This window comes from Streptomyces sp. cg36 (assembly GCF_041080675.1).
GTDB lineage: Bacteria > Actinomycetota > Actinomycetes > Streptomycetales > Streptomycetaceae > Streptomyces.
Genome location: NZ_CP163520.1, coordinates 895914 through 915103 on the forward strand (window position 1 = coordinate 895914; position 19190 = coordinate 915103).

General features: G+C 72.8%; 17 protein-coding genes. 9 read left to right on the forward strand and 8 right to left on the reverse strand.

The window, feature by feature from the left end; genetic code table 11:
- Positions 1 to 114 precede the first annotated feature (114 nt).
- Positions 115 to 1431, forward strand: a complete 1317-nt coding sequence (locus tag AB5J87_RS03970) for an FAD-binding oxidoreductase (protein ID WP_369373960.1) — start codon at positions 115 to 117, stop codon at positions 1429 to 1431.
- 67 nt (positions 1432 to 1498) lie between these two features.
- On the opposite strand, the gene AB5J87_RS03975 is transcribed toward AB5J87_RS03970, so the two are convergent.
- Positions 1499 to 2152: an HAD family acid phosphatase gene (locus AB5J87_RS03975; RefSeq protein WP_369373962.1), complete on the reverse strand. Its 654-nt coding sequence runs from the start codon at positions 2150 to 2152 to the stop codon at positions 1499 to 1501.
- A 237-nt stretch (positions 2153 to 2389) separates the two neighbouring features.
- On the opposite strand from AB5J87_RS03975, the gene AB5J87_RS03980 reads away from it, so the two are divergent.
- Positions 2390 to 3787 carry an aldehyde dehydrogenase family protein gene (locus AB5J87_RS03980; RefSeq protein ID WP_369373964.1) on the forward strand — a complete coding sequence of 466 codons (1398 nt, stop codon included), beginning with the start codon at positions 2390 to 2392 and terminating at the stop codon, positions 3785 to 3787.
- Here the strand turns inward: AB5J87_RS03980 and AB5J87_RS03985 are convergent.
- From AB5J87_RS03985 to AB5J87_RS04000, 4 genes are all read right to left on the reverse strand, one after another.
- Complete coding sequence (locus tag AB5J87_RS03985; protein ID WP_369373966.1) at positions 3784 to 4800, reverse strand: methyltransferase; 1017 nt, start codon at positions 4798 to 4800, stop codon at positions 3784 to 3786. The two genes, AB5J87_RS03980 and AB5J87_RS03985, sit on opposite strands and share 4 nt — an antisense overlap.
- Positions 4797 to 6446 (reverse strand): class I adenylate-forming enzyme family protein, encoded by a 1650-nt coding sequence (locus tag AB5J87_RS03990; protein ID WP_369373968.1) that lies wholly within the window; start codon positions 6444 to 6446, stop codon positions 4797 to 4799. The genes AB5J87_RS03985 and AB5J87_RS03990 overlap by 4 nt, the downstream gene beginning before the upstream one ends.
- A 1-nt stretch (position 6447) precedes the next feature.
- Positions 6448 to 7692: an FAD-dependent monooxygenase gene (locus AB5J87_RS03995; RefSeq protein WP_369373970.1), complete on the reverse strand. Its 1245-nt coding sequence runs from the start codon at positions 7690 to 7692 to the stop codon at positions 6448 to 6450.
- Positions 7693 to 7919: 227 nt separating this feature from the next.
- A complete protein-coding gene (locus AB5J87_RS04000; protein ID WP_369373972.1) occupies positions 7920 to 9197 on the reverse strand; it encodes a CynX/NimT family MFS transporter in 1278 nt (425 codons plus the stop codon).
- 91 nt (positions 9198 to 9288) lie between these two features.
- On the opposite strand from AB5J87_RS04000, the gene AB5J87_RS04005 reads away from it, so the two are divergent.
- Both AB5J87_RS04005 and AB5J87_RS04010 read left to right on the forward strand, forming a co-directional pair.
- Complete coding sequence (locus AB5J87_RS04005) at positions 9289 to 9762, forward strand: Rrf2 family transcriptional regulator (RefSeq protein WP_369373974.1); 474 nt, start codon at positions 9289 to 9291, stop codon at positions 9760 to 9762.
- 67 nt (positions 9763 to 9829) lie between these two features.
- Positions 9830 to 10882 carry a ParB/RepB/Spo0J family partition protein gene (locus AB5J87_RS04010; RefSeq protein ID WP_369373976.1) on the forward strand — a complete coding sequence of 351 codons (1053 nt, stop codon included), beginning with the start codon at positions 9830 to 9832 and terminating at the stop codon, positions 10880 to 10882.
- A 57-nt stretch (positions 10883 to 10939) separates the two neighbouring features.
- On the opposite strand, the gene AB5J87_RS04015 is transcribed toward AB5J87_RS04010, so the two are convergent.
- On the reverse strand, positions 10940 to 11752 hold the full coding sequence (locus tag AB5J87_RS04015) for a BTAD domain-containing putative transcriptional regulator (protein WP_369373978.1): 813 nt from the start codon (positions 11750 to 11752) through the stop codon (positions 10940 to 10942).
- 444 nt (positions 11753 to 12196) lie between these two features.
- On the opposite strand from AB5J87_RS04015, the gene AB5J87_RS04020 reads away from it, so the two are divergent.
- The 4 genes from AB5J87_RS04020 (at position 12197) to AB5J87_RS04035 (ending at position 14779) form a co-directional block, all read left to right on the forward strand.
- Positions 12197 to 13009: a 2-amino-3,7-dideoxy-D-threo-hept-6-ulosonate synthase gene (locus tag AB5J87_RS04020; protein ID WP_369373980.1), complete on the forward strand. Its 813-nt coding sequence runs from the start codon at positions 12197 to 12199 to the stop codon at positions 13007 to 13009.
- Entirely contained in the window at positions 13006 to 14109 is a 1104-nt protein-coding gene (locus AB5J87_RS04025; RefSeq protein ID WP_369373982.1) for a 3-dehydroquinate synthase II family protein, read from the forward strand. The genes AB5J87_RS04020 and AB5J87_RS04025 overlap by 4 nt, the downstream gene beginning before the upstream one ends.
- 107 nt (positions 14110 to 14216) lie before the next feature.
- On the forward strand, positions 14217 to 14345 hold the full coding sequence (locus AB5J87_RS04030) for a hypothetical protein (RefSeq protein ID WP_369373984.1): 129 nt from the start codon (positions 14217 to 14219) through the stop codon (positions 14343 to 14345).
- Entirely contained in the window at positions 14342 to 14779 is a 438-nt protein-coding gene (locus tag AB5J87_RS04035; protein ID WP_369373986.1) for a hypothetical protein, read from the forward strand. The genes AB5J87_RS04030 and AB5J87_RS04035 overlap by 4 nt, the downstream gene beginning before the upstream one ends.
- 139 nt (positions 14780 to 14918) lie before the next feature.
- On the opposite strand, the gene AB5J87_RS04040 is transcribed toward AB5J87_RS04035, so the two are convergent.
- Together AB5J87_RS04040 and AB5J87_RS04045 are read right to left on the reverse strand one after the other, a co-directional pair.
- Positions 14919 to 16187 (reverse strand): MFS transporter, encoded by a 1269-nt coding sequence (locus AB5J87_RS04040; RefSeq protein ID WP_369373988.1) that lies wholly within the window; start codon positions 16185 to 16187, stop codon positions 14919 to 14921.
- Between the two features lie 181 nt (positions 16188 to 16368).
- Positions 16369 to 17463 (reverse strand): SagB/ThcOx family dehydrogenase, encoded by a 1095-nt coding sequence (locus tag AB5J87_RS04045; RefSeq protein ID WP_369373990.1) that lies wholly within the window; start codon positions 17461 to 17463, stop codon positions 16369 to 16371.
- A 751-nt stretch (positions 17464 to 18214) separates the two neighbouring features.
- On the opposite strand from AB5J87_RS04045, the gene AB5J87_RS04050 reads away from it, so the two are divergent.
- Positions 18215 to 19120 carry a GyrI-like domain-containing protein gene (locus tag AB5J87_RS04050; RefSeq protein ID WP_369373992.1) on the forward strand — a complete coding sequence of 302 codons (906 nt, stop codon included), beginning with the start codon at positions 18215 to 18217 and terminating at the stop codon, positions 19118 to 19120.
- Positions 19121 to 19190: the final 70 nt, after the last annotated feature.

The following is a 19190-nucleotide window of genomic DNA, read 5'->3' on the forward strand; positions in this document are numbered from 1 at the left end:
CCGCTTCCCGCTTCCGGTCACATTCACCGGCCCGATTCCGTCATGGAAGTGATCGCGAAAGCCGGCCGGTGCGGTTCCGGGGGCACACGCAGAACGAGGAAGTAGGGAAGAACCATGACCACGAGCGCTCTCGCCGAACTGCGTTCCCAGGTGCGCGGCCGCGTACTGCTCACCGGTGACGACGGCTTCGACCAGGCACGACAGCCGTGGAACCTCTCCGTCCAGCAGCCGGTGTCGGCCGTGGTCGAGGCCGCCGACGCCGACGACGTCTCCGCCGTCGTGCAGTACGCCGCGTCCGCCGGTCTCGTCGTCGCGCCCCAGCCGGGCGGCCGGGGCGCCAGCGGTGACGTGGAGGGCGTGGTGCTGCTGCGCACCGGCAAGCTGGACGAGCTGCACGTGGACGCGGCGGCGCGCACCGCGCGCGTCGGCGCCGGTGTGCTCGCCGGGCAGGTCCAGGAGATCGCCGGCCCGCTCGGCCTGACCGGTCTGCCGGGCAGCTCCCCGCTGGTCAACGTGGTCGGCTACACCCTCGGCGGCGGGCTCAGCTGGTTCGGCCGCAAGTGGGGCTGGGCCGCCGACAGCGTCACCGCCTTCGAGGTGGTCACCGCCGACGGCGCCCAGGCCCGGGTGACCGCCGACTCCGACGCCGACCTCTTCTGGGCGCTGCGCGGCGGCAGCGGCGACTACGCGCTGGTCACCGCCATCGAGTACGACCTGCACCCCGCGCCCACCCTGTTCGGCGGCCGGGTGGTCTGGCACGGCAGCCAGGCGCCGCGCGTCCTGGAGGCGTTCCGCGAGATCACCGCCGCCGCCCCGGACGAGCTGACCGCCTGGATCAATGTGCTCCAGATCCCCAACGGGCCCCACCTGGTCACCGTGGACAGCACCTTCCTGGGCGAGGAGGCCGAGGGCCGGGAGCTGCTGCGGGCGCTGGACGCCATCGAGGGCGCCAACACCGACACCCGCAAGGTGCTGCCGATCGCCGAGCTGGGCGAGATCACCGGCGAGCCGACCGAGCCCGGTCCGAGCGCCACCCGCGCCGAGCTGCTGACCGACCTGGACGACAAGGTCGTCGCGGCGCTGCTCGCGGAGCCCATCGACCCGCTCTTCGGTGTGCACATCCGCCACCTCGGCGGCGCCTTCGCGCAGCCGACCGAGAACCCGCAGGGCCCGCTGACCGAGCCCTACACGCTCTCCATGTTCGGCGTGCCGTTCTCGCCGGAGCGCGGCGCCGCCATCACGGAGCGCCAGGAGGCGCTGGTGCAGTCGCTCGGCTCGTACGTCAGCGGCCGCAAGCCCTACACCTACCTCTCCCCCGGCGACTCGGCCTCGGACGCCTTCGGCCCCGAGGCTCTGGCCCGGCTGCAGCAGATCAAGCGCGACCGCGACCCGCGCGGCACCTTCCGCAGCAACTTCCCGGTCCTGGGCTGAGACACCGTGCGGCGCCCCTCATGGCCTGGGCCGTGGGGGGCGCCGCGCGCTGTGCGGGGTCCGGCGGTCAGGAGAGCTTGCCGTCGTAGTCCGGGAGCTTGAAGGTGCGCTCGGCGTGCCCGCCGACCAGGTCGGTGGTGTTGTTCCCGAAGTTGGCGACGATCGTGTAGCCGCGCGCCTCGATCTCCGCGCGCTTCTCCGTCTTGTACGTGCTGACCTCGTGGAAGAGGTCCGGCAGATCCCGCACGTACAGACCGGTGACCGGGTAGCCGACCGCCTTGAGGTTGTAGGCGGTGAGGGACTCGATGATGCCCGGGCGGGCCGTGACGAAGAAGACGGCGACGCCCTGGGCGCTGGCCTCGCGCACCATGTCCCGCATGGACTTGATGGCGGGGGTGGGGAACGTCCAGAAGTAGTGGAAGTCCGTCTCCAGCGAGGTGTTGTCGATGTCGAGGACGATCGCCGGCTTCTCCCCGGCCGGGGACGCGGCCAGGCGCTCCTTCAGATAGGGGCGGGCGACGTCCACGACGCGCTGCACATCGCGCTGCCAGACCGTGTAGTCGATGCCCTTGAGCGCCGCGCTGCCGCCGGTGGCGGCGGACGCCGCGACGGAGGGTGCGGCGGCGGGCGCGGCCTGGGAGGCGGTCGGCACGGCGATGAGGGCGGTGGCCGCGGCGGCCACGGTGAGGGCCGTGCGCGTCGTCCAAGCGGTGCGGTGCATGGGGGTTGGGGCTCCTCTGGGGGCGAAGGGCAGGGCGCCGCCGGGCCGTGGCGGACGGCGTCGGCGGCACCGGATTGGCATGCGCACGGCCAAGAATGATCAGCGGGTGGCTCAATGTCTACTGGTCGGTAGGAAACTCCTCGTTGACGCGCGATGAATCCCCGTCGCCCCCACCCTCACCCCATGTGACCGCGGGACCGGCTGGACGGGCGGGAATTTATTTGGCAACCTCAACTGTTGGCTTATACATCGAGCTCGTCCCGAGCCCGTCCACCCCGGCGCGCACCGACCCGTACGCGCTCCCAGCAGCGAGGCACCATGAACACCACCCCGGAGCAGCCCGCCGACACCGTCGCCCGGCTGCGCGCCACCTTCCGCACCGGCCGCACCAAGCCCGTCGAGTGGCGCACCGCGCAGCTGCGCCGACTGCGCGCCATGCTCACCGAGCGTGGCGCGGAGCTGGTGGAATCCCTCCACACGGATCTGGGCAAGAGCCCGGCCGAGGTCCAGCGCACCGAGATCGGCTTCGCCGTCCGGGAGATCGACCACACGCTGGAACACCTCGATGCCTGGCTGCGGCCCGAGCCCGCGCCCGTACCGGAGTTCCTCGGCGACGCCACCGCGTGGACGGTGCACGAACCGCTGGGTGTCGTCCTGGTCATCGCGCCCTGGAACTATCCGGCGCAGCTGCTGCTCACCCCCGTCGTCGGCGCGCTGGCCGCCGGGAACGCGGTGGTCGCCAAGCCCAGCGAGATGGCCCCGGCCACCTCCGCCGTACTGGCGCGGCTGCTGCGCGAGTACCTCGACCCGGAGGCCGTCGCGGTGGTGGAAGGCGGCGTCGCGGAGACCACGGCGCTGCTGGCCGAGCGGTTCGACCACATCTTCTACACCGGCAACGGCGCGGTCGGCCGGATCGTCATGACCGCCGCCGCCCGCCACCTCACCCCCGTCACCCTCGAACTGGGCGGCAAGTCACCGGTGTTCGTCGACGGCGACGCCGACATCGAGACGGTCGCGGCCCGGCTGGCGGCGGGCAAGTTCCTCAACGCGGGCCAGACCTGTGTCGCGCCCGACTACGTCCTCACCGACCCGCGCACGGCCCGCGCCCTCGAACCCGCCCTGGCCCGCGCCGTGGAGGCGCTCTACGGAGCCGACCCGCAGTCCAGCGCCGAGTACGGCCGGATCGTCAACGAGCGCCACTTCGACCGGCTGAGCGCGCTGCTCGGCTCCGGCCGCGTGGTGACCGGCGGCCGGGGCGACCGCGCCACCAAGTACCTCGCCCCGACCGTCCTCGCCGACGTCGACCCCGCCTCCCCCGTGATGAGCGAGGAGATCTTCGGCCCGATCCTGCCCGTCGTCACGGTGGACGGGCTGGACGAGGCCATCGACTTCATCAACGACCGCGACAAGCCGCTGGCCCTGTACGCCTTCACCGAGTCCGCCACCACCAAGGCGCGGCTGGCGGCGGAGACCTCCTCCGGCGGCCTCGGACTCGGCCTGCCGCTGGCCCATCTGACCGTGTCCGACCTGCCGTTCGGCGGCGTCGGGGAGAGCGGCATGGGCAGCTACCACGGCCGCTACTCGATCGAGACGTTCAGCCACCGCAAGGCCGTACTGGAGAAGCCGCTCGGCTAGTGCTTCGGCGTGGCGACGACGAGGTGGGTTTCCAGGGGCAGCGGACGGATGTCCGCCACGGTGAAGCCCGCCTTGTCGAGCAGGGCGCGGTACTGCGTCTCGTCCCGTTCCCGGCCGCCGCCCAGCACCACGAGCATGTGCATGTTGTAGCCCTCGGCGAGCGACGAACCGGCGTCCTTGCCGAGGACGCGCTCCACGATCACCAGCCGCGCGTCCGGGCCCATCGCCAGCCGGCAGTTGGTGAGGATCTGCCGGCACGCCTCGTCGTCGAAGCAGTGCAGGATGCGCGAGAGCAGATACACGTCACCGCCCCGGGGCACCTCCTCGAAGAAGTTGCCGGGCACCCGCTCGCACCGGTCGGCGTGGTGGGTGGCGATCGGATGGCCGCGCGACTCCTCGATGACATGGGGGGCGTCGAACAGGACGGCCCGGGGGCCGGGGTTGTCGTTGAGGATCTCGTGCAGGAGCGCCCCGTGCCCGCCCGCGACGTCCACGATCCTGCGCGCCGTGGAGAAGTCGAAGGCCCGTCCGACCTCCGCGAAGAACGGGGTGCCCGCGACCATGGCCCGCTCATAGGTCAGCGAGGTCTCCGAGTGCTCCTGGAGGTAGGGGAAGAGGTCGGCGCCGAACACGTGCGAGAACGCGGAGCCGCCGGTGCGCAGGGAGTGGGTCAGCGCGCCCCAGGCCGGATAGAAGTGCGAGCCGTAGATCCGGACGTGGTCGCGCATGGAGTCGCGGACGTCGGTCCGCAGGAGTTCGCCGACCGGGGTGAGCGCGTACCCCGTCCGCTCGTCACCGGTGACCACGTCGAGGCGGGCCAGGAACAGCAGGAGCCGGCCCAGCGCGTCCGGATCGGTCTCGGTCTCCAGGGCGAGCGCACCGGCGGTGGCGCGTCCCGCCGCCGCGATCTCGTCGATGACACCGAGTTCGGTCGCGATGTACACGGCCTGGGTCTTCCAGAAGCCCGTCATCAGCTCGATCAGCCGACGGCCCGCCGCATGCCGCATGCTCATGCTCCCGTCACCGTGCCCGGCTCCCGTCCGGTGGCGACCGGCCGGGGTGGTGACTCCCTCACGATCCGGGCCAGTTCGGGGCGCTGGATCTTACGGGTGGAGGTGCGCGGCAGGCCCTCGAAGGGGAACTGCCGGTAGGGGGCCATCGGCGGCAGGTCCTCGGTCGCCATCCGCCAGCGCGCCGGATCGAGCGGCTCCTCGCTCCGGGTGGCGACCACGGGGACGGGCTCGCCGTCCGGGCCCGCCACGATGACGACCTCGCGCAGCTCGTCGAGGCGGCCCATCAGCAGGTCCTCGACGGCGAGGTTGCTGTCCATGGTCTCGATGCGGTCGACCTCGCGGTCCATCAGGTGCAGCAGCCCCCAGCGGTCCAGATAGCCCATGTCGCCGACGCGCCACCAGCCGTCGTGCAGCTGGCTGCGGAAGCGGTCGTCCTCGCCGAGGTAGGTCAGGATGCGGGTGCGGCTGCGCACTTCCAGATGGCCGGTGCGGCCGGTGGCCACGCGCCGGCCCGCGTCGTCGACGACCCGCATGGAGATGAAGCCGGGCAGCGGCAGCCCCACACAGCGGGCGTCCGAGCGGTGCGCGGTGCGCCGGGTGTACCAGCGCCCGGCCATCGGCCCGATCTCCGACTGCCCGTAGAACTGCACGAAGAGCGGGCGCTTGCGGCGGGAGGCGCCGAGCATGCGCTGGATGGTGCGCGGGTGCATCGCGTCGAAGGTGGCGCCGAAGACCCGGACGCTGGACAGCGGGGCGCCGGGCGCCGCGTCCAACTCCTCCCAGTCGACATAGGTGTTGGGGTGGGTCTCGATGTATCCGGGACGGGTCCTGGTGAACAGCGGGCCGATGCGGGCGGGGTCCGGGTCGACGGCGATCACCAGCGGATTGCCGTGGCCGAGGAACATCGCGAGGCCCTGGTAGAAGCGCGAGTGGACGAAGGTCATGCACAGCGCGGCCGTCTCGCGCTCGCGGATCGGCCAGGCCACGATCTGCTGCGGGACCAGCCGGTGCCAGCCCGTCTCGGGGCAGTGCACGGCGAGTTTCGGTATGCCGGTGGTGCCCGAGCTGTGGGTGATCAGGGACGGCTGGTGCGGGTGGAGGAAGACGGGGTCGCGCCGGGGCGCACCGGCGTGGTCGGCGAGCAGCACGGTGTCCGGGGCCCCGGCGGGCGCCCGCCCGGCCGACAGCAGGGTCCCGCGCACGACTCCGGCCAACGGCACCTCGCGCAGCGCGCCGGTGAGGGTGTCGGCGTCGGTGAGCAGCCACGGCCGGTCCAGGCGGGTCAGCAACGCGCCCGCCACGGCGCCGTCCAGGGCCGGGGAGAGCAGGGCGGGGACCGCGCCGATCCGCCCGGCCGCGCAGGCCAGCAGCGCGATGTCGAAGTTGTCGGTCTTGTAGAGCGCGACCCGTTCGGCGGGCCGGACCCCGGCCGCCCACAGCCGGGCGGCCAGATCGTCTATCTGGGCCGCGAGTTGGCCGACGGTGAACTCCGTCCCGCGGTCGGGGGCCCATTGGAGCGGGCGGTCGAGCGTGACGGGTGTGGCGGGGGTGCGGCGGGCCGCGGCGTGGAAGATCTCGCCGATGTAGAAGCCGTTCCCCCGGGTGACCCGGCGCAGCAGGGTGTGCACGGTGTTCGATCTCCTCATGTCAGGGCCTCGGGGTGAGGCCCGGGGCGGCGAGTGCGGAGGGTGCGGCCGGTGCGGGGCCCGGGGTGCGGGGCCCGGCGGCCTCGGCGTCGTAGCCGTACAGCCAGTCCAGATGGGCCAGGTCCCCGTCGGCGCCCATCGCACGGTCCCGGGCCGACTGGGCGGGGCCGTCGGGCAGATGGAAGGTGTCGCCCAGAGCCCGGGCCCGGCGGTGGACCTCTGCGGTGCGGGGCAGGCGCAACGCGTCGTAGTGGCGCAGCGCCCGCGCCCAGTCGGCGGGGTGGTGGGCGGTCAGGCACCGGGCGAGGACGGCGGCGTCCTCCAGGGCCTGGTTGGCGCCCTGCGACAGGTACGGGAGGGTGGGGTGGGCGGCGTCGCCGAGCAGGACGACCCGGTCGGTGGCGTAACGGGGTGCCACGTCGCGGTCGTACAGGTCCCAGCGGGTGACGGAGCGGGCCGAGGTGATGACGTGCCGCACCTGCTCGTGCCAGCCCGCGAAGGCGGTGTCGAGGTCCTCCACGGCGCCGTCGGTGGAGGCGGCGAGGGGAGCCCGGTCGGTGGCGCCGACGGCGCTGAAGTGGACGGTGTCACCGCTCTCGATGGGGTAGTAGGTCACGTGCCTGCGCGGGCCGAGCCAGAACAGCACGCGCGGGTCGTCGCGGAAGGTGTCCACCAGGGCGGCCGGGACCAGACCCCGGTGGACGGCGTAGCCGGAGAAGCGCGGCCGGTCCTCGACGACCGCGCGGCGGACCGCGGAGTGCACTCCGTCGGCGCCGACGACGAGGTCGGCGAGGACGACGGAGCCGTCGGTGAGGTGGACCTCGGCGCCGTCGGCGCGCTCGGTGACCCCGGTGCAGCCCAGGCCGAGTCCGACGCTCTCCAGGGGAGCCACCGACAGCAGGCACCGCTGGAGGTCCGCGCGGTGCATCAGGTAGTAGGGCGCGCCGTGGCGTTGGCCGCAGTCGGCGCCGTGCGGTACGCGGGCGATCCGCGTGCCGTCGTCCCAGCGCAGGGTCTCGATGGCGCGGGCCGGTACCGCCTGGGCGGTGAGCGCGTGCGCGAGGCCGAGGCGGTGCAGGACGCGGACGCCGTTGGGCGAGAGCTGGATGCCCGCGCCGACGGCGCCGAAGGCCGGTGACTGCTCGAAGAGCCTGACCTCGATCCCGCCGCGGTGCAGGAGGGTGGCGGTGACCAGGCCGGCGATGCCTCCCCCCACGATGGCGACGCGGGTCTTGGAGTCGGGCATGCTCGTCCTCTCGACCGGTGGGGCGGGACCCGGGAAGCGGACCCGGACGGCGCTGCCGCCGCGCCTCCAGGTTGGCCCGGGGCTGTCGAGAGCCTGTCGCAGAATCGCTCAACACCGAGGGTGGGGGCGGGTGTTGGCAGCACGAGGGCCCCGCCGTGGAGGCGGGGCCCTCGGCTACCGGCCGACGGTCTGCGGGGGACAAGGCCACCGGCCGGTGGTCCTGGCGGTCAGCCGGCCGTGCGCCGGTCCCTCTCGATGCGCTGCGGGGACAGCCGGGCGATCGGCAGCAGCATCAGTACCGTGGCCGCCGCCAGCAGGGCGAAGGCGAGCCGGTAGTCGCCGGTGGCGTCGCGCAGTCCGCCGACGACGACCGGACCGACGGCGGCGCACGCGTAGCCGACGAAGAAGGCCATCGCGCTGAACCGGCCGGCCTGCGCGGAGTCGCGGCTGGCGGCCACCGGCAGGGTCAGGACGAGGGTGAACAGCCCGCCGTGGCCGATGCCCATGGCGAGGACCCACAGCCAGGTTCCGGTGCCGGGGCTGAAGCCGAAGCCGATGAAGCCGACGGCGGTCAGCGCGGTCGTGACGGCCAGGCCCGTCCGCTTGTCGGCCCGTTCGCCGAGCAGCGCGGGCACGCCCAGCATCGCCACGACCTGGATGGAGATCATCACCGTCAGCATGAAGCCGGCCCTGGACTCGCTGAGCCCGCCGTCGTCGTGCAGCAGCGGGGCGATCCACGCCAACTCGCAGTAGTACAGCGCCGAGTTGCCCGCCGACAGGGCGGTGATGCGCCAGGCCAGCGGGGAGCGCCAGGGCAGGCCGGAGGTGGCCGGACCCTTGGGGCCGTCGATGTGTTCGAGGCCGAGCGACTTCTTCGCCGCCGACCACAGCACGATGCCGGCGACCGCGAGGAGCGCCCAGGAGGCCAGCGCCCCGGGCCAGGAGTCGATGGCGTCGGCGATCGGGGCGCTGACACCGGCGGCCACCGCGCCGCCGAGACCGAGTCCGGCGGTGTAGATGCCGGTCACCAGGCCCGCCCGGTCCGCGAAGCGCGTCTTGACGATCGCGGGCAGCAGCGTCTGGGCGACGGCGATGCCCGCGCCCACCACGGCGGCGCAGGACAGCTGGAGCCAGGCGGCGTGGCCGAGGCCGCGCGCGGCGGTGGCGGCGCCCACGACGAACAGCCCGATCAGGACGCCCCGGAAGAGCCCCCAGCGGCGGCCGACCGATGCGGCCAGCGGGGCGCACAGCCCCATCGCCAGGGTCGGGATGGTGGTCAGCAGCGCGGCCCCGGTCGCCGAGAGGCCCAGGTCGTCGCGGATCCGGTCCACCAGCGGCGAGACCGCCGCGATCGCGGGCCGCAGATTGGCGGCGGCGACGAACAGGGCGACCGCCGCGAAGCCGAGCGCGCTGCGGCCCGGGGCGCCCGAAGGGGCCGCCGGGGAACCGGACTTGGCTGTTCCGGCGCCCGGCGTCATCGGTAACCGGTCTTGCGTCTCGCTCATGAGCCGCACCTTCCGTAATCACGGACACTTAGTATCCGTGTTTATAGCAGAATCGCGGACAGTAAATAACCGGGATAGCTATCCTGGGGTCATGAAGCTTTCGAACGGCGTCGAGTGGGCCATCCACTGCTGTGTGTCGCTCGGCCAGAGCCGCGCCCCGGTGCCCGCCGCCCAGCTCGCCGAGTTGCACGGACTCCCCCCGGGCTACCTGGCCAAACACCTCCAGGCCCTGTCCCAGGCCGGGATCCTGCGCTCCACCCCGGGCCCCACGGGCGGCTACGCGTTCACCCGGCCCGCCGACGACATCACGCTCCTGGACGTGGTCCAGGCCGTCGACGGCACCGAACCGGCCTTCCGCTGCACCGAGATCCGTCAGCAGGGTCCACTCGCCCTGCCGCCGCGCGAGTGCGCCAAGCCGTGCGCGGTCAACCGGGCCATGCAGGCCGCCGACCGGGCCTGGCGCGCGGCGCTGCAGGCCGTCACCATCGCCGACCTCTCCGAGACCATCGACGCCGACAGCTCGGGCAGCGCGATGCGGGACGTACGCGACTGGCTGGCCGGTTAGCGGCCCGCCCGGCCCGGAGCGCCACCGCCCCGCCAGCCCGACCCCCCGAGACACGAGGTGACGCACGATGAGCTTCGCCGACGGCCGCGTCCCCCTGCCCGGACCGTCCCTGTCCGCCGTGGAGACCGTGCCGATCAGCCGGCTGCTGCCCGCCGACTCGCCCCGCCGGCTCGGGGAGGACGACGAGCACACCCGGCTGCTCACCCAGTCCGAACACCCCTTCCCGCCGATCGTCGTGCACCGCCCCACGATGCGGGTGATCGACGGCATGCACCGCCTCCGGGCCACCCGGCTGCGCGGCAGGCGCGACATCCAGGTGCGCTACTACGACGGTCCGCCGCAGGACGCGTTCGTCCTCGCCGTGGAAGCCAACGTCGCTCACGGCCTGCCGCTGTCCTCGTCCGACCGCACGGCCGCCGCCGCCCGCATCATCCGCACCCATCCGAACTGGTCGGACCGCGCCATCGCCTCCGTCACCGGGCTCTCGGCCAAGACCGTCGGCGCGCAGCGCCGCAAACTGGGCACCGGCGGCGCCGAACAGCCCGCCCGGGTCGGCCGCGACGGCCGGGTCCGCCCGGTCAGCTGTACGGAGGGGCGGCTGATCGCCAGTCGGCTGATCGCCGAGAATCCGGCCGCCTCACTGCGCGAGATCGCCCAGCGGGCGGGCATCTCGCCGGGCACGGTCCGCGATGTGCGCGAGCGCCTCAAGCGCGGGGAGGACCCCGTGCCGGCCAAGCGCGCGCTGCCCGCCACCGGCCGGGCCCGCGGCCTGAGCGCCACCGCGCACACCGCGCCGGTCCGCCCGGACGGGCCCGCACCTCAGCTGCGGATGTCGACCGACGTGCGCGAGGCGCTGTTCCGGAGCCTGTGCCGGGACCCCTCGCTGCGGCTGACGGAGACCGGACGGCTGCTGCTGCGCATGATGGAGATCCACATGGCGGACGCCCGGCAGTGGGAGCGGATCGCCGACGCGGTTCCGGCACACTGCGCCGACTCCGTCTCCGCGATGGCCACGGCCTGCGCGCAGGTGTGGCAGGACCTGGCGTCCCGGCTGCGCGACGCTTCCCCGGACCCGGGCTTGCTCGACCCGTTCGGCCCGCAGGAGCGAGTGATGCGATGACGGTCCGTCACATCACCACGCCGGAGCGCTCCTTCACGAAGGCCCGCATCCGGACGGCTACATGGCGAGCGGCCCCGAGTTGAGCACGGTGAGCTGGAGCTGCTGGAGCGGATGGCCCGGCTCGATGCCGATCTCGCTGACCAGCCGGGTGCGCAGGGCCTGGAAGACCCCGAGCGCCTCCGCCCGCCGCCCGCCGAGCGCGAGCGCCCGGATGTACTGGGCGTGCAGCCCCTCGTGCAGCGCGTGCTCGCTGGCGGCGGCGGCGAGCTGGGTGATCGCCTCCTGGTGCAGGCCCGCTCTGATCCGGGCCTCGGCCAGCGAGCCGATGACGCCCAGCTGCGACTCCTCGAACAGCCGGCGCTTCGACTCCAGGACCGGGCCCGCCGGTACGTCCGCGAGGGCGGTGCCGTGCCACAGGTCGAGCGCCTCGCCCAGGAGTTGGATCCCGGCCAGTTCGTCGCCCGTGGACAGGACCCGTGCCCCGCGCTCCGCCAGCCGCTGGAACCGCAGCCAGTCCAGGCGCACATGGGAGCCGTTGAGGCCGTAACCGCCGGCCCGGGTCACCAGCACGTCGTGGGTGACGACCGAGGCGGGCAGCCCCGTGAGCCGCACCAGCAGCTTGCGGCAGTTCAGTACGTACGTCTGAAGGGTCCGCAGGCCGCTCGCGGGCGGTCGTTCCTGCCACAGTTCGCGCATCAGCGCCGACACCGGGACCACCTGATCGGTGTGGACCAGCAGCATCGCGAGCACCGTGCGGATCTTCGGCGGGACGGCGACCGTCTCGGCGGTCGCCGTCGAGCCGATGCGCAGCGGGCCCAGGACGCCGCAGTCCAGGTACTCCGGGTCACGGGCGACGGGCTCGGGTGCCACACGGCGGGCCGGGCGATCGCCCACTGGATACACGGAGATGTACACAATTCCCCCATTGTGCAGTCCGGTCGCCAGGAGTCGGCAACTCTTGGATGAGTAGTTCGGTGGATCGAAGCTACACAGAGATCTGCACGATTAAACAGTCCATTAAAACGAGTCGCAACAGGCTGGAAAATAAAAGTTTCCCCCCGCACGCAGGCCGCTCTTGTGCAACTGAAGAGATTCCCCACTTGCACAAGCGGCCCTCTCGGAGCCCTCGCGCGACTCCGGAGCACACCCGCTCTGAACTGGACTTCGACGTCTTGCCGACAGTTTCTCGACCGGCCTTTGCCACGCTGCGGGGCAGCACGCCACAAAGCGAGTAAAGGCGGAATCAACTTCTCCGCTCATCTGTGTACAGATCTCCCCAACCGGAAACCCGCGTATGCGTTCGAGGAGTAGCTGATGGCGAGAGCCGCCCTACCTGGCACCTCATTACGTCTGGCCAGACTATCCGGTCACGGTGACGGTCGTTTTCTCCTCATTCCTCTCGACCACTCCGTCTCCGACGGTCCGATCACCACGGCCGCCGGCTTCCACGACCTCGTTCACGACCTCGTGGCCGGGGGCGCCGACGGCATCGTCGTCCACAAGGGGCGGGCGCGCCTGATCGATCCCGAGGCCCTCGCCTCCTGCTCGCTCGTCGTCCACCTCAGCGCCAGCACCGCCCACGGGCCCGACACGGACGCGAAGGTCCTGGTGGGCGATGTGGCCGAGGCCCTGCGGCTGGGCGCCGACGCGGTCAGCGTCCACGTCAACATCGGCTCCCACACCGAGGCCGCCCAACTCGCCGACCTGGGCACGGTCGCCGCCGCCTGCGACCGGTGGGGCATACCGCTGATCGCGATGATCTATCCGCGCGGCCCCCGGATGACCGGTCCGCCCTCGCCCGAACTCGTCGCCCACGTCGTCAACGTCGCCGCCGACCTCGGCGCCGACCTGGTCAAGACGGTCTTCGCCGACCCGCCCGAGCGGATGTCCGAGGTGGTCGCCAGCTCGCCGGTGCCCGTCCTCGTCGCGGGCGGCGCCGACAGCCGCCAGAGCCTGGCCGAGTTCGCCCGCACCGCCCTGGCCACCGGCTGCCGGGGGCTCGCGATCGGACGGCGGATCTTCACCTCGCCGACGCCCCGGCAGACCGTACGGGAGCTCGCGGACATCGTCCACGGCTCCCTCCACGACACCCTTCCCCCCTCCAACCGACTGGCAGGTGTGCTGTGAAGCTCAGCTGGATCGACATCCGCGAGGTGGGTTCGTGCAAGGACGCGATCGTCCAGGAGGCGCTGCACGCCCGCGTGGACGGCATCCTCGCCGCGGACCCGGCGGACCTGGAGAACCTGCCGCCGACGGTCAAGAAGGTCCTCTTCCCGCAGGAACGGGCGCTCCCCGACTCCTTCGGCGCCGCCGACGTGGTCGTCGTCGACCCGGCCAAGCACGGGGACCCCGCCGAACTGGCCCTGCTCCACCCGGACGTCGAGTTCGGCCGGTTCGTGGAGATCGTGGACGCCGCGACCCTGGAGGACGCCTGCCGCTCCGGCCGCACCGACCAGTGGAGCGTCCTCCTCTTCCGCGACCCCACGAAGATCCCGCTGGAGATCGTCATCGCCGCGGCGGCCGGGGCCAAGGGCAGCCTGATCACCGTCGCCCGGGACGTGGAGGAGGCCGAGATCGTCTTCGGCGTCCTCGAACTCGGCTCGGACGGCGTGCTGATGGCCCCGGCCCGCGTCGGCGACGCCACCGCCCTCAAACAGGCGGCGCGGGCCGACGTCCCCGATCTGCAACTGGTCGAGCTGGAGATCACGGCGACCGCCCATGTCGGCATGGGCGAACGGGCCTGCGTGGACACCGCCACCTACTTCCGCAAGGACGAGGGGATCCTGGTCGGCTCGCACTCCAAGGGCATGATCCTGTGCGTCAGCGAGACGCACCCGCTGCCCTACATGCCGACCCGCCCCTTCCGCGTCAACGCGGGCGCCATCCACTCGTACACCCTCGCCAAGGACGCCCGCACCAGCTATCTGAGCGAGCTGACGGCGGGCAGCAAGGTGACCGCCGTCGACATCCACGGCAAGACCCGGCTGGTCACGGTGGGCCGCGTGAAGATCGAGTCGCGGCCACTGCTCTCCATCGACGCGGTGGGGCCCGACGGCCGCACCGCCAATCTGATCCTCCAGGACGACTGGCACGTCCGCGTCCTGGGGCCGGGCGGCACCGTCCTCAACAGCACCGAACTCAAGCCCGGCGACAAGGTGCTGGGATACCTGCCGGTCGCCGACCGTCATGTGGGCTACCCGATCGACGAGTTCTGCCTCGAACAGTGAGAGCCCGTCGGCGTGCCGGGCCGGACCCCGCGCGGGCCCCGGCCCGGCACGCCGCAGGCGAGACCCGCGGGCCCGAGCGGGCCGCACGCATCCAGGAGAGATCTCCGTTGAGCACGACACAGCTCACCGTCCGCGGCGCCGGAGCCGGGCGCAGCCGCCGGCCCGCCCGGGCGACCGAGGCGACCGAGGCGACCGAGGCGACCGAGGCGACCGAGGCGACCGAGGCGACGATATGACCCTGTCCCCCGGCGCCGGAGCGCCGGACACCGGCGCGTCCGGCCGGCCCCGGCACGCGCCGCCGAGCCGCCAGGGCCTCGCCCTCCGGTTCGTGCTGATCATCGGGGACGCGCGGCTCGCCGACGCCCACCACGTCTCGTGCGTACTGGACACGGTCCGCGCGGACTTCCCGGAGACGTCCGTACGCATCAGGCTCTCCCTGCTGCCCTCGGACGACCGCGACGGGACGGTCCTGCTGGAGTGCCAAGCCGAACACCGGCCCGCCGACGGCCTCCCGCAGGCCCCGGACACCGTCTGGCGGCGCGTGCTCACCGGCCGCCCCGGCGCCCCCCATCAGCGGGAAGCACTGCTGCACGAGATCCTGGCGGGCCGCACGAGGATGGTCGTACGCCGGGCTCCGGTGTCGCTGCGCTATCTTGCGGCGGCGGTGTGAACTGCCGTGTTTGGAAGCCGACTTGCTCGCCCGTGCGACATTCACCCGGATGAGCCGTACACGTCGTCGCGGGTCGGCCGTCCGTGCGGCACTCGCCCCGATGGGCCGTGCGTCACGTCGCGGGTCCGTTGTACGGGGCTCACCCGCGCCCGGGCGCGTCCGCCAGCCGGGCCACGCCGGGCACCGCGAGGCACAGCAGGCTCGACGCCGCCACCACGACCCCGCCGCCGGTCAGCGTGGCGCGCGCGCCGACGAGGCTCACCATCGGCCCGACCAGCACATAGCCGACCGGCAGCAGCGCGAAGGCTCCCAGTTGGTCGAGCGCGAACACCTTGCCCAACAGCTCGTCGGGGAAGGCCCGTTGCAGGGCCGACACCCAGTAGATGAAGTACAGCTCGACGACGAACCCGCCCAGCGCGAAGCAGACCAGCACGGCGGGCAGCGGCAGCGGTCCGGCGAGGCTCAACGGCACCAGGGCGTACCCGGTGAGCGCGACCATGCTCACGGTGCCGCGCGCACGCGGACGCCAGCGCCCGGCGAGCGCGATCGCGGGCAGCGCGCCGAACCCCATCGCGGCCAGGACGACGCCGTAGGCGACATCGCCGCCGAACTCGCGGCGGGCCACCACCGGCAGCAGGGTGAGCGCGGTGGCCGAACCTGCGAACAGGTGCAGGCACACCGTCCCCATCACCGCCATCACCCAGGGGCGCCGGCGGATCGCGCGCAGCCCAGCGGCGGCGTCGCCCAGCACCCGGGCGCGGGGGCCCGCCACGGGCCGGGCGTCCGGGATCCGCAGCACGGCGAGGACGGCCAGCGCGAACATGACGCTGGTCACCAGCAGTGCGGGACGCACCCCGATCAGGCTGACCGCCGCCACCCCCACCAGCGCGCCCAGTACGGCGGAGGTCCGCTGTGCGGCGGACACCAGCGCGTTGCCGCGTTCCAGCAGGGCGTCGGGCAGCAGCCGGGGCATGAGGGAACGGGACGCCGGGCGCGACAGTGCCTCACCGGCGCCCACCAGCGCCGTCACCAGCGGCAGCAGGCCCATCGGAAGGACCGGCAGCAGCAGGGTGGTGGCCAGCAGCAGCGCCGAGCGGAAGCCGTCGGCGGCGATCAGGATGCGGGTGCGGCGCATGCGGTCGGCGATGACTCCCCCGGCCAGCAGACACACCACCAGGGAGACGGCCCGCCCCGACAGGACGAGCCCGACCTCACCGGCGCCACCGCCCCGGTGCAGGACGTAGAGGCTGAGCGCCACCGGGAGCACCTGGTCACCGACGGCCCCGCCCGCCTGGCCCAGCCACAGCCGCACGAACTGCGGGTGGTCCCGCAGCTTCCCGCCCGTGGCCGCGCCGTCGGCGCCGCCCTCGTCCAGACGGCTCTGCGGCAGGCCGGTGTCTTCCTTCATGAGGTGTGGGGTCGCTTTCTGTCGGCGGTGGGACATCGTGCTCCGCGGCCGTGTGCAAGTACAGGACGCGCGGTGCTGGTGGACACCCGGCGCCGCACGGGCCGGTTGGGCGCGGCTATCCGCCGGGGCCAGGCGCGGTCCAACCCGGGCGGGACGCGGTCAGCCCCGGGCGCCGGCGCGATCAGCCCCGTGCCAGGCGCGGGTAGGCGAAGTCGGCGGGGAGGAGCGGGTCGGGGCCCGCCGGAACACCGGCGCCCAGCAGATACACCGCGAACTCCTCGTCGGGGTCGACCCCGAGGAGCCGTTCCACCTCGCTGTCGACGAAAGCCACCGTCTGGAAGGGGCCGAGGCCCAGCGCCGTCGCGGCCAGGGCGAAGGTCTGCCCGTAGTGCCCGGCGTCGTACATCCACAGCCGATAGGCGCGCGGGTGCCGGTACTTCCAGGCCAGCCGGTTGGCGACGGCGGTGGTCAGCACGGTGAAGGCACCCCCGTACGAGGCGTCCTGATGGTACGTCAGTGCGGCGACCCGGTCGCGCGTCACGTCGGCGTCCAGCAGCTCCAGGGCGTGCCGGGCCACCGAGTAGTGGTAGAGGCCGGGCGCCACGCCCACGACGTTGTGGACGACGACATACGCCTCGACCTCGTGCCGGGCCCCCGCCGACGCGCTGACCCGGCACTGCAGCGTCCCGAAGGCTTCCCCGTCGAGGAAGCGGTGCGGCGCGAAGCTGTGGAACAGCAGCGTGGCGAGCTGATCGAGCGTCACCGGCACGTCGCTGAACTCCCGGTGGGTACGCCGCAGGGCGAACACCTCGTCGACGGGAGCGGTCAGCGGCAGGGCCCTGCGGGGCAGCGGCACCGAGGGCTGGTCGGGGTACTCCTTGAACGCGCCGGGAGCACCGCCCTCGGCGACGATGGCGTCGACCTCGGCGGCCCGGCGCGGTGAGTCCACCAGGTAGTCGGCGTCCCGCGCCTCGATGTGCATCCGCCGCGCCACCTCTCCCCACCGCTCCCACAGGGGTGGGGTGCGCGGGGCGCGGTCCACCTCGACGAGCACCCCGAGCCGGACGAGCGAGCCGACCGCCTCCCGCACGTCCGGCTCGTTCTCGGCGCCGAACGCGGCGGCCAGGTCGTCGAGTTCGATTCCGGCGCCGGCCCGGTCCAGCACCCGGTAGAGGTCGTGGGAGAGCCGGATCCACCGCCGCTGCCCCGGGATCCCCACCTCCAGGCCCTCCGCGAGCCAGCGGCACACCAACTGCTCACCCCGACGGACCTTCATCGTGCCCCCAAGACGTAGTGGGCCGCGCCGGCTCGGGCGCGGATGCGGCACCCTCCGTACGGGCCGCGGGCGATACCGTGATGGCAGCGGGGGCGCGCCCCCGCCGAACGGCATCCGGCTGCGATGCATTGCCCGCATCGCAGCCGGAGTCTTCCGTGCGGCCCCACCGGAGGCCGTCGCCTCGCGAGAAGGCGGTCGCCTCACCAGGGGGCTGGGGTCACTGCCCCGGGTGGTGCGTCAGCGTGCGGGCGTCGACGACGATCTCGATGGCGAGCTTCATTTCTCTCACCTCCTTCCCTTTTTCGGATTCCTCGCGGTGCGGATTCCATTTCCTGGAGTTCCGCCGCTCGCAAAACATAGACCCGTATCTCCGGGGCATCAACGATTCCCGTACCGTCTGGCGAAAAATCGACGGGTACGGCATATGCCATTACGGAAACCCCATGATGGCAAGGGATTTGACGCCCTCGAAGCCACCCTTCCCGCCTGTCTGGAAACCATCTCCACAGAAGCACGTGCCACATATTGAGCGGTTCTCGACAGGGGGGCATTAAGGTGCCGCCCGGCATCTGCGCAATTCCGCTTCGGGGGCGCCGGAACAATTCCCGGACGCATCGGCGCGTGGAAATCGGGACCTCCCGCACGGACACCGGCGCTGCACGGGCCGCACCCGACCGGTTCGGGCACAGGATGTCGGGTGCGGCAGGGTGGGGGCTTCCTAACGTGAGTGAGCAGAAGGAAGGAGGCCGGGGTGCTGGATCGGCTCAACCAGGCCATGGACCACATCGAGGCCCGTCTCGACGGGCAGGTGGACGTGGCCGAGCTGGCGCGGATCGCCATGACGTCGGAGTACCACCTGCGCCGGATGTTCTCCGCGCTCGCCGGGATGCCGCTGTCGGAGTACGTCCGGCGGCGCAGGCTCACCGTCGCGGGGGCCGAGGTGCTCGCCGACGAACGGACGCTGCTCGAAGTGGCCGTGCGGTACGGCTACGGCTCGGGCGAGGCGTTCGCCCGCGCCTTCCGCGCGGTGCACGGGGTCGGACCGGGTGAGGCCCGGCGGACCGGTGCGGCGCTGCGGTCCCAGCCCCGGATGTCCTTCCGCCTCATCGTCGAAGGGAGCAGCAGCATGCGATACCGAGTGGTGGAGAAGGGCGCGTTCCGCGTCGTGGGACGCAAGGCCCGGGTGCCGCTCGTCCACACGGGGGTGAATCCGGCGATCGCCGAGTTCATCCGGGGCATCGACCGGGAGACCGCGCACCGGATCCACGCACTGTCCGACCAGGAGCCGGAGGGCATCGTCTCGGTCAGCGCGGACCTGGACGCCAGCCGCGCCGAGGGCACCGAACTCGACTACTACCACGGTGTGGTGACCGCCCGGCCCACCCCCGAGGACATGGACGAGCTGGCCGTGGCCGCCGGGACGTGGGCCGTGTTCGAGAACGCGGGACCGTTCCCGCGGTCCCTCCAGAACCTGTGGCGGGACGTGTTCACCGAGTGGTTCCCGTCCAACCCCTACCGGAGCCGCCCGGGGCCGGAGATCCTCCGCACCCGGCCGACCGAGGACGGGTCGTGGGCGGAGTCGGCGCTGTGGATCCCGGTGGAGCGCGAGTCCCGGCCCGCCCCCGGCGCCGGCGCCCGGGGTGACGCCCGGGACTGAGATCCCGGCCCCGGCCACGGGACCTGACGATCGGCGGCCGGGGCCGCGGGATCGGCCCCGCTCCCGACCC

What these genes read in the sequence shown, in the direction of transcription:
- AB5J87_RS03975 (WP_369373962.1), bottom strand. Translation starts at nt 2,152, where the DNA reads ATGCACCGCACCGCTTGGACGACGCGCACGGCCCTCACCGTGGCCGCC.
- AB5J87_RS04040 (WP_369373988.1), bottom strand. Translation starts at nt 16,187, where the DNA reads ATGAAGGAAGACACCGGCCTGCCGCAGAGCCGTCTGGACGAGGGCGGC.
- AB5J87_RS04035 (WP_369373986.1), top strand. Translation starts at nt 14,342, where the DNA reads ATGACCCTGTCCCCCGGCGCCGGAGCGCCGGACACCGGCGCGTCCGGC.
- AB5J87_RS03970 (WP_369373960.1), top strand. Translation starts at nt 115, where the DNA reads ATGACCACGAGCGCTCTCGCCGAACTGCGTTCCCAGGTGCGCGGCCGC.
- AB5J87_RS04005 (WP_369373974.1), top strand. Translation starts at nt 9,289, where the DNA reads ATGAAGCTTTCGAACGGCGTCGAGTGGGCCATCCACTGCTGTGTGTCG.
- AB5J87_RS03990 (WP_369373968.1), bottom strand. Translation starts at nt 6,446, where the DNA reads ATGAGGAGATCGAACACCGTGCACACCCTGCTGCGCCGGGTCACCCGG.
- AB5J87_RS03995 (WP_369373970.1), bottom strand. Translation starts at nt 7,692, where the DNA reads ATGCCCGACTCCAAGACCCGCGTCGCCATCGTGGGGGGAGGCATCGCC.
- AB5J87_RS04020 (WP_369373980.1), top strand. Translation starts at nt 12,197, where the DNA reads ATGGCGAGAGCCGCCCTACCTGGCACCTCATTACGTCTGGCCAGACTA.
- AB5J87_RS03985 (WP_369373966.1), bottom strand. Translation starts at nt 4,800, where the DNA reads ATGAGCATGCGGCATGCGGCGGGCCGTCGGCTGATCGAGCTGATGACG.
- AB5J87_RS04045 (WP_369373990.1), bottom strand. Translation starts at nt 17,463, where the DNA reads ATGAAGGTCCGTCGGGGTGAGCAGTTGGTGTGCCGCTGGCTCGCGGAG.
- AB5J87_RS04000 (WP_369373972.1), bottom strand. Translation starts at nt 9,197, where the DNA reads ATGAGCGAGACGCAAGACCGGTTACCGATGACGCCGGGCGCCGGAACA.
- AB5J87_RS04010 (WP_369373976.1), top strand. Translation starts at nt 9,830, where the DNA reads ATGAGCTTCGCCGACGGCCGCGTCCCCCTGCCCGGACCGTCCCTGTCC.